This is a genomic window from Erythrobacter mangrovi (genome assembly GCF_013260645.1).
GTDB classification, from domain to species: domain Bacteria; phylum Pseudomonadota; class Alphaproteobacteria; order Sphingomonadales; family Sphingomonadaceae; genus Qipengyuania; species Qipengyuania mangrovi.
In genome coordinates this window covers 162,887-175,564 of the sequence record NZ_CP053921.1, presented here as the reverse complement: position 1 = coordinate 175,564, position 12,678 = coordinate 162,887, and the positions used below count along the sequence as shown (strand labels likewise).

General features: G+C 63.1%; 15 protein-coding genes. 7 read left to right on the top strand and 8 right to left on the bottom strand.

From position 1 onward, the window contains the following. Positions 1-81: 81 nt before the first annotated feature. The 4 genes from HQR01_RS00910 to parC all read left to right on the top strand — a co-directional run bounded on the left by HQR01_RS00910 (position 82) and on the right by parC (position 4,372). Positions 82-750, top strand: coding sequence for a DJ-1/PfpI family protein (locus HQR01_RS00910; protein WP_173211930.1), 669 nt, complete (start codon positions 82-84; stop codon positions 748-750). 33 nt (positions 751-783) lie between these two features. Further along, positions 784-1,329: a cysteine hydrolase family protein gene (locus HQR01_RS00905; RefSeq protein WP_173211929.1), complete on the top strand. Its 546-nt coding sequence runs from the start codon at positions 784-786 to the stop codon at positions 1,327-1,329. Between the two features lie 33 nt (positions 1,330-1,362). After that, positions 1,363-1,992 carry a glutathione S-transferase family protein gene (locus HQR01_RS00900; protein ID WP_173211928.1) on the top strand — a complete coding sequence of 210 codons (630 nt, stop codon included), beginning with the start codon at positions 1,363-1,365 and terminating at the stop codon, positions 1,990-1,992. A gap of 85 nt (positions 1,993-2,077) precedes the next feature. Further along, the gene (gene parC, locus HQR01_RS00895) at positions 2,078-4,372 is read left to right on the top strand and encodes a DNA topoisomerase IV subunit A (RefSeq protein WP_173211927.1); all 2,295 of its coding nucleotides are present in this window, start codon (positions 2,078-2,080) and stop codon (positions 4,370-4,372) included. An 85-nt stretch (positions 4,373-4,457) separates the two neighbouring features. Here the strand turns inward: parC and HQR01_RS00890 are convergent, their stop codons facing one another. The 6 genes from HQR01_RS00890 to HQR01_RS00865 form a co-directional block, all read right to left on the bottom strand. After that, a complete protein-coding gene (locus tag HQR01_RS00890; protein WP_173211926.1) occupies positions 4,458-4,967 on the bottom strand; it encodes a hypothetical protein in 510 nt (169 codons plus the stop codon). Between the two features lie 218 nt (positions 4,968-5,185). Next, on the bottom strand, positions 5,186-6,364 hold the full coding sequence (locus HQR01_RS00885) for a CCA tRNA nucleotidyltransferase (RefSeq protein WP_173211925.1): 1,179 nt from the start codon (positions 6,362-6,364) through the stop codon (positions 5,186-5,188). Continuing rightward, positions 6,357-6,962 (bottom strand): NUDIX hydrolase, encoded by a 606-nt coding sequence (locus HQR01_RS00880; protein ID WP_173211924.1) that lies wholly within the window; start codon positions 6,960-6,962, stop codon positions 6,357-6,359. Before HQR01_RS00880 ends, HQR01_RS00885 begins: the two co-directional genes overlap by 8 nt. Then, entirely contained in the window at positions 6,959-7,507 is a 549-nt protein-coding gene (locus HQR01_RS00875; RefSeq protein ID WP_173211923.1) for a DUF1285 domain-containing protein, read from the bottom strand. The genes HQR01_RS00880 and HQR01_RS00875 overlap by 4 nt, the downstream gene beginning before the upstream one ends. A 27-nt stretch (positions 7,508-7,534) precedes the next feature. Then, positions 7,535-8,068 (bottom strand): GNAT family N-acetyltransferase, encoded by a 534-nt coding sequence (locus tag HQR01_RS00870; RefSeq protein ID WP_173211922.1) that lies wholly within the window; start codon positions 8,066-8,068, stop codon positions 7,535-7,537. A gap of 50 nt (positions 8,069-8,118) precedes the next feature. After that, positions 8,119-9,264, bottom strand: a complete 1,146-nt coding sequence (locus HQR01_RS00865; RefSeq protein ID WP_173211921.1) for a PQQ-dependent sugar dehydrogenase — start codon at positions 9,262-9,264, stop codon at positions 8,119-8,121. Between HQR01_RS00865 and HQR01_RS00860 the strand changes: the two genes are divergently transcribed. Further along, entirely contained in the window at positions 9,263-9,898 is a 636-nt protein-coding gene (locus HQR01_RS00860) for a ribonuclease HII (protein WP_173216028.1), read from the top strand. The two genes, HQR01_RS00865 and HQR01_RS00860, sit on opposite strands and share 2 nt — an antisense overlap. Before the next feature lie 4 nt (positions 9,899-9,902). Here HQR01_RS00860 and HQR01_RS00855 read toward each other — a convergent pair whose 3' ends face one another. Both HQR01_RS00855 and HQR01_RS00850 read right to left on the bottom strand, forming a co-directional pair. Then, complete coding sequence (locus HQR01_RS00855) at positions 9,903-10,136, bottom strand: hypothetical protein (protein WP_173211920.1); 234 nt, start codon at positions 10,134-10,136, stop codon at positions 9,903-9,905. Between the two features lie 76 nt (positions 10,137-10,212). Beyond that, on the bottom strand, positions 10,213-10,425 hold the full coding sequence (locus HQR01_RS00850; RefSeq protein ID WP_173211919.1) for a cold-shock protein: 213 nt from the start codon (positions 10,423-10,425) through the stop codon (positions 10,213-10,215). Positions 10,426-10,695: 270 nt separating this feature from the next. Between HQR01_RS00850 and HQR01_RS00845 the strand changes: the two genes are divergently transcribed. Both HQR01_RS00845 and HQR01_RS00840 read left to right on the top strand, forming a co-directional pair. Beyond that, a complete protein-coding gene (locus HQR01_RS00845; protein WP_325064524.1) occupies positions 10,696-11,265 on the top strand; it encodes a DUF305 domain-containing protein in 570 nt (189 codons plus the stop codon). A 207-nt stretch (positions 11,266-11,472) separates the two neighbouring features. Then, positions 11,473-12,612, top strand: coding sequence for a site-specific DNA-methyltransferase (locus HQR01_RS00840; RefSeq protein ID WP_173211918.1), 1,140 nt, complete (start codon positions 11,473-11,475; stop codon positions 12,610-12,612). Positions 12,613-12,678 lie beyond the last annotated feature (66 nt).

Here is a 12,678-nt window from a genome sequence, read left to right as displayed (position 1 = left end):
GAAAATGACTGTACTTTGTCATTACTGCCACATCCGGAAGGCGATATGTAGCCCTGAGTTAACGAGCCTAGGACGGATCTTGTGGCCTTTCGTATCGGATTTCTTGTCTATCCCCATGTCACGCAGCTCGACTTGACGGGAGCAGCACAGTTCCTGTCGCGCATGAGCGATGTGTCGATCCATCTGGTTTGGAAGGACAGGCAGCCAGTTATCACTGACGCAGGCTTTGCAATTGTTCCGACCGATGATTTCTCGACGTGCCCGCCGCTCGATATGGTTTGTATACCCGGCGGAGCGGGCCAGACGGCGCTCAAGACCGACCCCACAATCTTGAACTGGATTGCAGCGGTCAGCGAAGGCGCGGCCTATGTGACAAGCGTATGTACCGGCTCGCTCTTGCTGGGCGCGGCCGGCGTGCTGAAGGGATATCGCGCGGCCTCGCATTGGGCCTATCGCGATGTACTTTCGGCGTTTGGAGCCACCCCGGTCGCCGAGCGGGTGGTGAAGGATCGCAACCGTATTACCGGCGGCGGCGTGACCGCAGGAATCGACTTTGCCCTGACCGTGATCGGCGAAATTCGTGGCGAGGAAGAAGCCCGAACGATCCAGCTCGTCTACGAATACGCGCCAGAACTTCCGTTCGGCAAAGGTCTGCCCGAGTTCTCGAGCGACGAGACCATCGCATCGGCACATTCGATGCTTGCCGACATGCAAGAAACCGCTGCTGCAGACCTGCAAACAGTCGCCTGAAATCCCCCCATCAGACACAGTGTGAAGAGTGATATGTCCAAGAATGCTCTCGTAGTTATCGACCTCCAGAACGACTATTTTGCCGGCGGCAAATGGGAATTGCACAACATCGATGCAGCCGCCAGGAACGCCGCCTCGGTGCTGTCATCCGCGCGTGAGAATGGCGACCTGGTCGTTCACGTGGCGCACGAGTTTCCCAGCAAGGACGCTCCGTTCTTCGTGGCGAACACGGAAGGTGCGCAGATCAATCCGGCTGTCGCGCCGGAACCGGGCGAAGCCAAAATCATCAAGCACCGGGCGAATTCGTTCCACCAAACGAAACTGAAGTCGATCCTGGATGAAAATGGTGTGACCGATGTGACTTTGGTCGGCGCAATGAGCCACATGTGCATCGATGCAGCCGCCCGTGCGGCGGTGGATTTTGGCTACAACGTGACCGTGGTCGAGGATGCCTGTGCCTCGCGCGATCTTGAATTCAAGGGTGGCACCGTTCCCGCGGAACAGGTCCATGCGGCCTTCATGTCCGCGCTAGCCTTTGCCTATGCAAAGGTCACCACAACGTCCGAATATCTTGGGTGATCCAAGGCAATCTGGAGCACCCGGAGTCCAACAATGACAGCAGTACTCATGCATGCCCCCAAGGCCTGTTCTCTGGCCGCCAGGTTTGCCGCAGCCGAAGGCGATGTTGCGCTGGACACGGCCTGGCTCAACCTGCGCACTAAAGAGCTTGAGAGAGGCGGTTCGCTCTACGATTTCAATCCGCTTGGCCAGGTTTCCACGCTCAAGCTGGACGATGGCACGATCCTTACGGAAACGTCGGTGGCGCTCCTGTGGATACAGACCCAATCGGAGAACGCGGACTTCCGCATAGACCCATCCGATCCCCGCTATTTCCAGCTCGTGCGCTGGCTGGGTTTCTGCGCAACCGAACTGCACAAGCAGATATTCCGGGTCGTCTTCTATGGTGAGGCGACCGATGAGGTGAAGGACAGGATCAGGGAACTGGCGCCGCAAAGGTTCGGGTTGTTAAACCGACATTTGGCGAGCACACCTTACCTGCTTGGGGACAGGTTCAGCGCCGCCGACGCCTATCTAGCCTGGTTCTTCGTCCTGTCCGACAAGGCGGGCCTCACGCATGGGAGCTACCCGGCGCTGACCTTCTACCGGGATCGCGTCCTGTCCCGCCCGAAGATCAGGGAGCTGATAGCGATCGACGAGAAGAGATATGCTGAACTGAGCTGATCGCTGCCCTGGATTCCCTCGGTTTGCCCGATCCTGTGGACAGCGCTCTCCCCCTCGCGCGGCACGATTGCTAAACGCCGCGGCTATGGCCGACGCAACCGAAACGACCGAACCCGATCCGTTCGACGCTATCGTCGATGCTCCGTTCGATTCCGCGCTGTCCGAGCGCTATCTCGTCTATGCGCTGAGCACGATTACCGCGCGTTCGTTGCCTGATTTGCGCGACGGGTTGAAGCCGGTTCACCGCCGCCTGCTGTGGGCGATGCGGCAGCTCAAGCTGGACCCCAACAGTGCCTTCAAGAAATCCGCGCGCGTCGTGGGCGATGTGATCGGCAAGTATCACCCGCATGGCGACTCTTCGGTCTATGACGCCATGGTGCGCATGGCGCAGGATTTCGCGCTGCGCTATCCGCTGGTCGAGGGGCAGGGCAATTTCGGCAATATCGACGGGGATAATGCCGCAGCCTATCGCTACACCGAAGCGCGGCTGACCAAGACCGCGCTGCGGCTCATGGAAGGGCTCGGCCATGGGACGGTCGATTTCGTCCCGACCTACAATGGCGAGGAGGAAGAGCCCGAAATCTTCCCCGGCCTGTTTCCCAACCTTCTCGCCAACGGCTCCAGCGGCATCGCAGTGGGCATGGCGACCAACATTCCAAGCCATAATGTCGCCGAGATCGTCGACGCCACGCTGGAGGTGATCGACAACCCGCATGTCGAACATGCGCGGCTGATGGAACTGTTCAAGGGCCCGGATTTCGCCACCGGCGGTATCCTCGCCGAAAGCGCGGAAGCGATTGCCGCGGCCTATGAGACCGGGCGCGGATCGTTCCGCGTGCGCGGACGCTTCCATGCGGCGGAGTCCGACAAGCCAGAAGATCGCGAGGCGGGGATCGAGCGACTGGGTGGCGGGCAGTGGCAACTGGTCATTTCCGAGATCCCTTACCAGGTGCAGAAGGGCAAGCTGATCGAGCAGATCGCCCAGCTGATCGCCGACAAGAAGCTGCCGATCCTTGAGGACGTTCGTGACGAGAGCGACGAGCAGATCCGGATCGTCCTGGTCCCGCGCAGCCGCAACGTCGAGCCTGAGCTGCTCAAGGAAAGCCTCTACAAGCTGACCGATCTGGAGACGCGCTTCGGGCTCAATCTCAACGTGCTCGATGCCGGTCGCACGCCGATGGTGATGAGCATCAAGGAAGTGCTCACCCACTGGATCGCCAGCCAGATCGACATCCTGCAGCGCCGCACGCGCCACCGGCTTGGCCAGATCGAGCGGCGGCTGGAACTGCTCGAAGGCTACATCATCGCCTTCCTCAACCTCGATCGGGTGATCGAGATCATCCGCACCGAGGATGAGCCCAAGCCGGTGATGATGAAGGAGTTCAAGCTCACCGACAATCAGGTCGAGGCGATCCTCAACATGCGGTTGCGCAGCTTGCGCAAGCTGGAGGAAATGCAGCTACGGCAGGAGCGTGAGGAACTGCTGAAGGAGCAGGACGACCTCAACAAGCTGCTCGAGAGCCCCGCGCGCCAGCGCACAAGGCTGAAGCGCGATCTCAACGCTCTGCGCAAGGAATATGGCGAGGATACCGAACTCGGTCGTCGCCGTACGACCATCGCCGAAGCCGCCCCTGCGGTCGAATTCAGCATGGACGCGATGATCGAGAAGGCACCGGTGACGGTGATCCTTTCGCAGCGCGGGTGGGTCCGCGGGGCGAGCGGGCACTTGCCATTGGACCAGGAATGGAAATTCAAGGAAGGCGATGGTCCGGCCTTCGTGCTCCATGCCCAGACCACCGACAAGCTGCTACTGGCTGCGGACGATGGACGCTTCTTCACACTGGGTGCCGACAAGCTGCCCGGTGCGCGCGGCTTCGGGGAGCCGGTGCGCAATACGCTCGACATCGATGCGGAGGCACAGATCATTGCGGTGATCGTGCACAAGCCGGGTCAACGCCTGCTGCTGGCTGCCACGACGGGCAAGGGTTTCGCTGCGACCACCGACGAACTGCTCGCCGAAACGCGCAAGGGCCGGCAGGTGGTCAACCTCAAGGATAAGGCGAAACTGGCTGTCGTACGCCCGATCGAAGCAGGGCACGATCATGTCGCCGTGGTTGGCGACAACCGCAAGCTGGTGGTGTTCAACCTCGAGGAAGTACCGCAGATGGCGCGCGGGCAGGGCGTGACGCTGCAGCGCTATCGCGACGGCGGTCTGAGCGATGCGATCACCTTCAAGCTCGAGGATGGCCTCAGCTGGACGATGGGTGGCAAGGAGGGGCGCACCCGCACCGAGCCAGACATGTGGCAATGGAAGGTCGCCCGTGGCGGTGCCGGGCGCATGCCGCCAACCGGGTTCCCGCGGGACAATCGGTTTGGCTGAGCGATCCGGCGTTCGCCAATGAGAAAGGCCGGAAGCGTCTGCGCGCTTCCGGCCCCCTACAGCCCGGCTATGCGGGCTCCAGCTGTTACTGCGCCTGCGCGGCCAGGGCTGCGTCGATCTGGGCGTTGGTCAGGCGTGCCATCAGACCGTGATCGGTGGCATCGAAGTGACCACGTAGCAGCGTGACCTTGTTGGTCTCGTCACCGCCGCGGGCGATGATGACGTTGTCGCCGTCGATTTCGAGGATGGTGCCAAGCGCGGCATGGTCGGCAGCCATGGCTTCCGCGCCAACGGTCAGTGCGGCATCGCGCTTGGCGGTGGCTTCGGCAAGCTGCGCGTCGACCAGGCCATTGAGCTGGTCCTTGGTCACGGTGATCGTCGGGCCGGTTTCGCCCTGGCCGTACATCTCGACGCCCAGCGGCACCTTGTGCTTGCCGGTGTCGAGCACCGCCTGGCCGTTCTCGACCGAAACAATCGTACCGACCTGGTTGCCCTGCGGGCCATAGACGGTGGCACCGGCAACAACCTGCTCGTTGGCGAGGGCAGGGGTGGCGGCGAGGATGGCGGCAGCGACGGCCAGCTTTGCGATTTTCATGATGCAACTCCGATATTCAAATTCGACACATACGGCTCCGCTACGCGCCAACGCGCAGTAAATCCGTCAGGGATGTTTAGAGCGGCGCGAATGGATATCCGCACGACCCGCAAGGCTCCCGCCAGGCGGGTGCGGAAGCTCTATTCCATGCGAAAGCCGATAAGGCAACCGCGTGGGAATCTTCTAGCAAAAGCCAGCTTAAGCCCGCCTGAAGCGGCTCAGTGCGCGGCCAGTTCTTCCTCGAGCAGGGCCTCCACCCGCTCGCGCGACGGGAACTGCTCTTCGACCCAGCGCCGTTCCACGGCACGCAGGATACGGGCGACCTCTGGTCCCTTTTCCACGCCCCGCGCCACGATCTCACCACCTTTGAGCGGTAGCTCTGGGACCTGCCATCCGTTGAGCGAAGCGGTATCGCGGGCCATGAGCAGGAGCCTGTCGACCGCGCCGTCGAGCCCTTCGCGATAGGCAAGCGCCCTTGGCGCTTCGGCATCGATTGGCGTACGCCCGGCTGCGCAAACCAGTCGTGCGCGCTGTGCTCGTGACAGGCGCAGGCGGGCAGCCACGGTTTCGGCCACGCTTGGTACGGCTGGCAGCAGCGCGGCGAGCCGGCGAATTTCGTCAGGCGCGTGGCCCTGCGCGGCCTCCTGCGCAATTAGCGCCTTGAGGCTGGCAACTTCGGACGCACGCGCTTCGGGCAGGATTACTGCCAGCACGCCCAGTTTCGCCATCAGCTCGACGGTTGCGAGTGGGTCAGGCAGGGCAAGGATTGCCAGGAGCTCCATCGCCACGCGCTCGCGGCTAAGCCCCTTGAGCGTGCCGGCAAGCGCTTCGCAGGCGCGCACGGCTTCATCGTCCAGCGCATCGCCGAACCTTGCCTGGAAGCGGAAATAGCGCAGGATCCGCAGGTAATCCTCGCGGATACGATCCTCCGCCGCGCCGATGAAGCGAACCCGGCGCGCGGCCAGGTCCGAGAACCCGCCGAAATAGTCGGAGATCTCCAGTGTCACCGGGTCGGCATAGAGCGCATTGATGGTGAAATCGCGTCGCGCGGCGTCTTCCCGCCAATCGTCGGCGAAGGCCACGGTTGCGCGTCGGCCATCGGTCGATACGTCCCGGCGCAGCGTGGTCACCTCCACCGTCCCTTGGTCGAGGATGGCGGTAACGGTTCCGTGATCGATGCCGGTCGGAACGGTGCGGATGCCTGCAGCACGACACCTGTCGATTACCGTGCCGGGGCGATGCGGCGTGGCGCAATCGATGTCGTGCGGCGCCATTCCCAGCAGCGTATCGCGCACGCAACCACCGACCCAGCGCACGGAATCCGCGCCGAGCGCCTCGACCAGCCGCGCGAGGTCCGCACGCTGCGTCCATTCCGCCTTGGGCAAGTGGTCAGCCATCGTGCGCTTCCAGCCAGGTCAGCCGGCGCGAGAGGTTCCAGCAAATTGCCGCAGTCACGCCCCAGATGCGGTAGCCGTCATGGTCCATCTCGAGATATTCGCGCATCGCGCCCTTCCAGAACACCGAGTTGCGACCCCATTGCGACGCATCCATCAGCTTGTCGAGCGGGCATTCGAACCAGCTTTCGACCTCGTGTGGGTCGGGCCGAATGGTCAGGTCGGCAGGTACGGTGGCTAGTACGGGAGTAATGTCGAATCCGGTCCCGGTCTGGTAGCGATCGGTGGTGCCGATCACCCGCACGTGTTCACCGGCAATGCCGAGCTCTTCCCAAGCCTCGCGCAATGCCGCTTCCACCGGGGTTTCGCCATGGTCGAGCTTACCCCCCGGAAACGCGACCTGTCCCGGATGATCGCGCATGGTACGTGGACGCTGGGTCAGCAGGACACTTGGACGCACACTGTCCGTTACCGCGATCAGCACTGCCGCTTCGGCTGTGTCGTCGAGATCGGCGAAACGGCTGTCGGACATTAGTTCGCCCACATCGCGTGCGTGTCCTTTGTGGAACAGGTCGGAAAGGCGATCGAACAACGCGCTCATGCCGGCAGCAGCGAGAATTTCGCCCCCCCACTGGTCACCGTCCAGTCATCGCCCGCATCGAGCGCTATCTGCGCCAGTTGTTCATAGGTCGAGCGGTTGAGCCGAGCCTCGCAGCCGCGCCGCACCGCGACATAGAGCGCGGGTGCTTCCGCATCGCCCGCTGCGCGGATTGGATTTTGCAAACCGGCAAGGACCAGTTCGTCGGTATTGAGGCGAAAGGCCAGTGCGCCTTCGGTCTCGCTGACGTCGGTCGCGACGAAGGCCGCGTCCTCGACCTCGATCGCGAGCTTCTGGAACGGCGTGACCAGCCAGTGCTTCTCGTTGTCGTCTCGCAGCAACAGCCCGGAAAAGGCGCGCACCATTGCTGGACGGGAGATGGGTGAGCCTTCGTGGAACCAGCTCCCGTCAGCGGCGATCCGCATGTGGCTGTCGCCCAACTCCTGCGGCGACCACTGTTCGACCGGCGGCAATTTGCGCGTGGCGACCTGCTCGGCGATTTGCGCAAGCGAGAGACCGGCGAGTTCAGGTGGAGGAGTATAGGGCATCGTTGGATTGCCGATGCCAGATGCGGCCTAATTCGCCAAGACCGGCGTCCACGGCCCCAGCATACCCTCGGGAGGCAGGATCGCCGGATTGCCGGTCCGCGCCAGTAGGCGATGTTTCTCGTAAGGCCCCGGGCAATGCCATCCGCCAGTATGTTCGGCAGTGAAATCCCAGCGATCGTAGTAGTCGGGATCGCCGATCATCACCTGGGGCAGCGGGGCGGCCCCATCATCGAAGCCGCTGTCGATCGCCGCGAGGCTCGCCGCCATCAGCGCCTTGCCATAACCTTCGCCCTGCCGCCCGGGCATGACTGCTACGGGCCCGACCATGATCATCGGATGCGGGCGCCCTTGCGGATCGGTCAGCGCGACCGGCCAGCACTGGATCGTGCCGACGAGGTAGTCGTCATCATCCAGCGCGGCGAAACTGAGCGCTTCCAGCCAGCCCATGCCCTCGCGAATGCGATAGGCAGTGCGCGCATGGCGACCCTCGCCGAAGGCCGCATCGAGCAGCTCTTCGACCAGCACGGGGTCGATTGCGGACAGGGGCACAAGGGTCGCCATAAGGGCGCGGCGCTTAGGCCCGCCGCGCCTTTGAGTCGATCAATTTCAGCTTAGCGCGGGCGAAGCTCCAGCAGGCGGCCATTCTGGCCGTCTTCGATCACCCACAGTGCGCCATCGGGGCCCTCGATGGCGCCGCGGATGCGGCTGTCCATGCCATAGCGCGCAACCTCGCGCGCCGTATCGCCGTCGATGGCCACGCGGACGATGGCATTGCTCAAAAGGCCGGCGATCAGCGCGTGGCCCTGGAAGCCGGGGAACAGGTCGCCGCGATAGAATATCAGGCTGCCGGGTGCGATCACCGGGGTCCAGGTGATCGCCGACTGATGGTAGGCTGTGCTGGTCGCATTGTCGGGGATTTTGGTGCCGTCGTAGTGATCGCCGTCCGAGACGCGGGGCCAGCCGTAATTGGCGCCCTTCTCGACGCGATTAAGCTCGTCGCCACCGGCCGGTCCGTGCTCCACTTCCCATAACCGGCCTTCGAGGTCGAAAGCGAGGCCCAGGAGGTTGCGATGGCCGTAAGACCAGATATCCTGTGCCTTGCCCGCTTCGCCGGTGAAGGCATTGTCTGCGGCCGGGGTTCCGTCGAGGTTGAGGCGTACCACCGAGCCAAGGTTATTGGACGTGTCCTGTGCCGGCTCCATCTTCTGGCGGTCCCCGCTCGAAACAAACAGGTATTGGCCGTCGGGGCTGAAGGCGAGCCGGTGCGAATAGTGGCCGCGCCCAGTGACCTTGTGCTGCCGCCAGATCACGTCGAGGTCCTCGATCGTACAGGCATCGGCCCGCGGACAGCTGAGCATACCCTTGCCGACCACCGCGCCGCGCGTGTCGTTTCCGCCTGCTTCGACCCAGCTGAGGTAGATCGTGCGCGTGCCCACACTTGCCGCTGCCTCTCCAGGAAGGAATGCGACGTCGCCGAAGCCGCCCTGGCCGCCGAAATCGACGCTTGGTGTGCCTGCGACGTTGCCCTGCTTGCCGCTGGCGGTGTCGACAAACTTCATCGTCCCCGCTTTCTCGGTAATGAAAAGCAGGGGGGTGCCGGGCAGGAAGGCGGCGGCCCAGGGACGATCGAAACGACCGTGTTCGGTCACCGTGAAGGCCACGTCCGCAGGGGGATTATCCCCGTCCGCGGCATTGCCGCAACTTGCGAGGAGTAGGAGGGGCGATAGGGTGGCGGTCAGGATCGAAGGCTGTCTCATGCTCTATGCAACTCCGAAAGGCGGACTTGGTGCCGCGCCGCTGGTGATCGGTGTCGATGAGGCCGGGCGCGGCCCGCTAGCGGGACCCGTAGTGGCGGCGGCTGTCGTGCTGGGGAAGCCCTGCCCTGAGGGGTTGGACGATTCAAAACGTCTTTCGTCGAAAAGGCGTGCAGCATTGGAACCGCAGATCCGCACGCAATGCGGCTGGGCGCTGGGGGTGATCGGGGTCGAGGAGATCGACCGGCTGAATATCTTCCAGGCGACCATGCAGGCGATGACGCAAGCGGTTGCTCGGCTGGTCGAGGCGCTGGGGGCGGAGCCCGGCGAGGTGCTGATCGATGGCAACATGACCCCGCTGGGTCGCCGTTCCGAATGGCGTTGGCCTGCGCGCGCGATCGTTGGCGGTGACGGGCTCGAGCCATGTATCTCGGCCGCATCGATCCTGGCCAAGGAATATCGCGACCGGCTGATGCGCGAGGCGGCCGAGCAGCACCCGCAGTACGGATGGGATCGCAATATGGGTTACGGCACCGCCGAACATCTCGAGGCGTTGCGCGTATATGGGCCGACGCCACTCCACCGCAGGAGCTTTGCCCCGGTGGCGCAAGCGGATCTGTTCGCGGCGGCCGGCTGAGCCGTCAGGTCTGGGGTTGCGCCGCCAGTTCTTCGGCGGCGGCTGCGCGTGCGGCGGCCTTCTCGGTTTCAATCTTCATGCGCTGCTTGGCCACGGCGCGGGCCTGCTTGGCCAGCCCCATCCAGGTGGCTTCGGCGCGCAGGGCGCGTTCACGCACGTTTTCAAGCGTGGCGACCTTCGCTTCGGCGGCAGAGGCTTCCGCTCGCGCGACGTAGAATTCATAGGATTGCTGGGACACATTGGGGCCTTTCGACGCTGGGGTGGTCGCCCCGCGCGGCGATCGCAAATCGACCACGCGCGGGGCGAATCCGGGATCAGTCGGCGGCCGAAAGGTTCACCGCGCTGGCCTTGCCGTTGCGGCCGGTCTCGACCTCATAGTTCAGGCGCTGGTCCTTATCGAGCGACTGCATGCCTGCGGCCTGCACGGCGCTGATGTGGACGAAGCTGTCGTCCGAACCGTCGTCGGGCTGGATGAAGCCATAGCCCTTGTCGGAGTTGAAGAATTTGACTGTGCCAGTCTTGCTCATGGTGTTTCCTTTCAAGAAACGATGGGTTGCCCCGCCGCGGAATGCGGCGAGGTCGTGCGTCAAATCGTCCGATGAAAGGAAGTCGTCGTCTGGTTTGCGCCGGGGCCCAATTGGGCAAGCGGCGGTCGTCAAAGGCCGAAGTCCGTCGCAAATTTCGACGTCAGCGCAGGTGCATTAGCACGGGATTGCCCGATTACCTAACGATGTCTTGGAAAAGCCGCCGGAACGTCCAGTGCGTTACATTCGTTCAAGCTGGAAAAGGAGGCAGAATTGGACCTGACCCAGCGATCCGGAAATCACCCCGGCAAATGGACGACTTTCTTCGCGATGATCGCGACATCGGTGGTTGCGATGTTCGTCCTGACCTATTTCAACAGTTGGCGGATCGATCACAATTTCTTCAGCCAGACCCGCATGTGGATGGCGCTTATGATGGGCATGGCGATGATCATCATTATGCTCGGCTTCATGTGGGGCATGTATCGCTCGACCATGGCGAAGGCGCTGGTGATGGGCGCAGCGCTGATTGGCGGCGCGACATTCCTCTATCTCGTTCGGAGTCAGGACACGGTCGATGACACGGCATGGATGAAGGCGATGATCCCGCACCATTCGATTGCGGTGCTGACCAGCGCGCGCGCCAATCTTTCTGATCCCCGCGTCCGCAAGCTGGCGGACGGGATTATTGCGGCACAGGTCAAAGAGATCGAGGAGATGAAACTCCTCATAGCCGATATCGAAAAGAACGGGGAGGAGGGCGATGGAAGGCCGATCCCGGCACGTGGCGCGGAGCTGACCCCGGAACTCGAGGCGGAAGCAAGGGCGGCCGCAGCGCGCTAGGCAGTGGTTCGCGTGGCAAATGAGTCCTCCGTGCCACACCCGCGAGATGTTGAGTCCCCGGAATCTGCCGAGACTCAATATCTTGTGCGGGACTCCTTTCGTTCTCTCCCAAATGCAGCGGCATGCGCCGAACAGCCTGTCGCTTTGCGCTTGACGTGGACTCGCTGAGGACTCACCCTGTGGATAACTACGAACAGGGGAATACGCATGGGGGTCATCACGACCACGAAGAACCGCGCCCAAGCGGTTGTAAAGGCAGTTGCAACGCCAAAGGAGCTGCTCCCGCTAGGCCAGATCATCCCGGGCGATTGCGTCGAAGCCATGCGTTCGATCCCAACCGCTTCGGTCGATCTCGTCTTTGCCGATCCGCCCTACAACCTCCAGCTCGGCGGCGACCTCGCGCGCCCCGACGGCAGCCATGTCGACGCTGTGACCGACGAGTGGGATCGCTTCGACAGCTTCAAGAGCTATGACGATTTTACCCGCGCCTGGCTGACCGAGGCGAAGCGCATCCTCAAGCCCGACGGCGCGCTATGGGTGATCGGCAGCTACCACAACATCTTCCGCGTCGGCGCGATCTTGCAGGACCTGGGCTTCTGGATCCTCAACGACATCGTCTGGCGCAAGGCCAACCCCATGCCCAATTTCAAGGGCACCCGCTTCACCAATGCGCACGAAACGCTGATCTGGGCGAGCCAGGGCGAGAAGGCGAAGTATCACTTCAACTACCGCGCGATGAAGACGCTCAATGACGAGCTGCAGATGCGCAGCGACTGGGTCCTGCCGATCTGCGGCGGGCAGGAACGGTTGAAGGAGGGCGGCACCAAGGTCCACCCGACACAGAAGCCAGAGGCGCTGCTCTACCGTGTGCTGCTCGCCACGACCGAGCGCGGTGACGTGGTGCTCGATCCGTTTTTCGGTACCGGCACCACCGGTGCGGTGGCCAAGCGCCTGGGCCGCGAATGGATCGGCTGTGAGCGCGAAGGCGTCTATCGCGACGCTGCGTTGAAGCGGATCGAAAAGGAACTCCCGCTCGACGAAAGCGCACTCACCACCATGCAGGCTGGTCGCGCCGCGCCGAAGGTCGCTTTCGGAGCATTGGTGGAGGGCGGCTTCCTCAAGCCGGGGACGGAGGTGTTCGACAAGAAACGCCGCTGGATCGCGACCGTTCGCGCCGACGGCTCGCTGGCGCTGGGCAAGCAGACCGGCAGTATCCACGGCCTCGGCAAGGACCTGCAGGGCGCTCCGAGCTGCAACGGCTGGACCTTCTGGCATTACGAGAATGGTGGCGAGATCAAACCGATCGATGCCGCGCGGCAGCTCTACCTGCTGGCGGTGGAGGACTGAGCATCGGCCTCTGCCTCTGTCCGGAGCTGGGGAAGTCGTGAATCCTGGCAGTCACGCCAAGAACTA

Excerpts from the sequence above, each read along its gene's own strand:
- HQR01_RS00865 (WP_173211921.1), bottom strand. The coding sequence starts at position 9,264 with ATGAGACAGCCTTCGATCCTGACCGCCACCCTATCGCCCCTCCTACTC.
- HQR01_RS00900 (WP_173211928.1), top strand. The coding sequence starts at position 1,363 with ATGACAGCAGTACTCATGCATGCCCCCAAGGCCTGTTCTCTGGCCGCC.
- HQR01_RS00840 (WP_173211918.1), top strand. The coding sequence starts at position 11,473 with ATGGGGGTCATCACGACCACGAAGAACCGCGCCCAAGCGGTTGTAAAG.
- HQR01_RS00880 (WP_173211924.1), bottom strand. The coding sequence starts at position 6,962 with ATGAGCGCGTTGTTCGATCGCCTTTCCGACCTGTTCCACAAAGGACAC.
- HQR01_RS00905 (WP_173211929.1), top strand. The coding sequence starts at position 784 with ATGTCCAAGAATGCTCTCGTAGTTATCGACCTCCAGAACGACTATTTT.
- parC (WP_173211927.1), top strand. The coding sequence starts at position 2,078 with ATGGCCGACGCAACCGAAACGACCGAACCCGATCCGTTCGACGCTATC.
- HQR01_RS00860 (WP_173216028.1), top strand. The coding sequence starts at position 9,263 with ATGCTCTATGCAACTCCGAAAGGCGGACTTGGTGCCGCGCCGCTGGTG.
- HQR01_RS00850 (WP_173211919.1), bottom strand. The coding sequence starts at position 10,425 with ATGAGCAAGACTGGCACAGTCAAATTCTTCAACTCCGACAAGGGCTAT.
- HQR01_RS00890 (WP_173211926.1), bottom strand. The coding sequence starts at position 4,967 with ATGAAAATCGCAAAGCTGGCCGTCGCTGCCGCCATCCTCGCCGCCACC.
- HQR01_RS00870 (WP_173211922.1), bottom strand. The coding sequence starts at position 8,068 with ATGGCGACCCTTGTGCCCCTGTCCGCAATCGACCCCGTGCTGGTCGAA.
- HQR01_RS00875 (WP_173211923.1), bottom strand. The coding sequence starts at position 7,507 with ATGCCCTATACTCCTCCACCTGAACTCGCCGGTCTCTCGCTTGCGCAA.
- HQR01_RS00885 (WP_173211925.1), bottom strand. The coding sequence starts at position 6,364 with ATGGCTGACCACTTGCCCAAGGCGGAATGGACGCAGCGTGCGGACCTC.